The sequence below is a fragment of the Mesorhizobium sp. P5_C1 genome, assembly GCF_054049815.1.
Genome location: NZ_JBFULQ010000944.1, coordinates 1 through 1,375 on the forward strand (window position 1 = coordinate 1; position 1,375 = coordinate 1,375).

General features: G+C 57.2%; 1 protein-coding gene and 1 pseudogene. Both read right to left on the reverse strand.

The features are described from left to right. A partial coding sequence (locus ACXJ7R_RS32825; RefSeq protein WP_457155428.1) for a hypothetical protein occupies positions 1-824 on the reverse strand: 824 nt, incomplete at its 3' end. A gap of 115 nt (positions 825-939) precedes the next feature. Next, positions 940-1,375 (reverse strand): annotated as a pseudogene (locus tag ACXJ7R_RS32830) (SAM-dependent DNA methyltransferase); the annotation flags it as partial.

Genomic DNA, 1,375 nt, shown 5'->3' on the forward strand with positions numbered 1-1,375 from the left:
TCCTCTCCCTCTCCCTCTGGCTCCGGCCCGGGTTCCAGTATGCCCGCTGCGGGGATTTCTGTCTGCACGTCCGGTAGGGCGGCATCGTCTGCATATTCCATCAAGACGAGACACGTCGCGTGGTACGCATCGTCTTCTCGCCCGAGCTTGGCGAGTAGGTCGAACAACCAAGCCGCAGTCCTAGGCTCCTTTTGAAGAATGTCGGAGCGAAGACCGAAAACGAATCCGAGGGCTGCGAGCGGGTGCCGCAGCCGCAGGTTCTTGGCGTCGCCATATGACTCCTCGATCCTGTTCGGGGCGTTTTTGCCGTACGAAGAGTCCATGCGCTTGGTCGAAACAAGCAACTCGGGACCGGTTGCCCAGTCTGTAATAATTACGTCGACTTGCTTTAGGTAATTCTTTCCAAGTATGGCTGCCGACGATGAGGTAACACCCGGTATCGACGTCTTTTTTGCTACGCGATCCGCGACTTGCCCTCGCAGACTGCCGGGCAGCCAATCAATCAAGGCTGCGACTGCGGCAGGAAGGATGCGCGGATTTGTTGGCCTAGGCCACACTTGATCTAGTTCAAACCCCGCCCTTCGGAGTTCATAACTGAGCCATACGTCGAGGGCTAGCGCCGGAACTCCGGATTGGGTTCCAGCCTTTAGGTGAAGCGGAACGCCTAGCAGTCGCTCAAGTGTCTCGTAATCTGGCTCGAAGCATAGCTTTTCGTCTTGACCAATAATCCAAGGACTGCTGTGCACTCCGCCAGGCGCTGCGTGAGCGACAATATAGTCGAAAAACACCCAGGCTTCAGTTTTAGAAGACAGTCTGACGGCCACTGGTCGCTCTCATGTTGCGGCGGTTGGCAAACTCTGCCCGTAAGTGCCGGATGGCATTGATTGGTTTGCCCGATTGGCCTCTGTGTCCGACAGGAAGGAAGTATCAGCATCCACGTCAGTCGGCATAATGCCGCCAGCGTTGGAGTGACCCGATTGCGTCTTCCAACTCGCCGTCCTTGACGTTCGCGATTGTCGCGGTCGACGGGAAGACAATCCTCCCAGCCTCACGCGGCTCTAGTTTCAACATTCCACCGCCGAGCGCATGACCTTCGAGCTCGCAGCTCAACCTTAAGAAGGGCGATGACCATTGCGCCAGCAGCTTGCTTGCTAGCGCCTGGTTTCTCACTCGAATTGCGTGGACGCTGTTGGTGCAGGATACGCCAGCGACGTTCCTAACGAGGTTCACGTTGCGCCCCGACATGTAGCTCATCACGTAATCGGGAATCTGGACATCAGGCACCGCATACCAAGGTGAGCGGTTGCGGCATTTGTATCCTTGCCTCGCGTCGCGCCCGGCACTGCAGTCGAGATAGTCGATCACAGCCATCGGA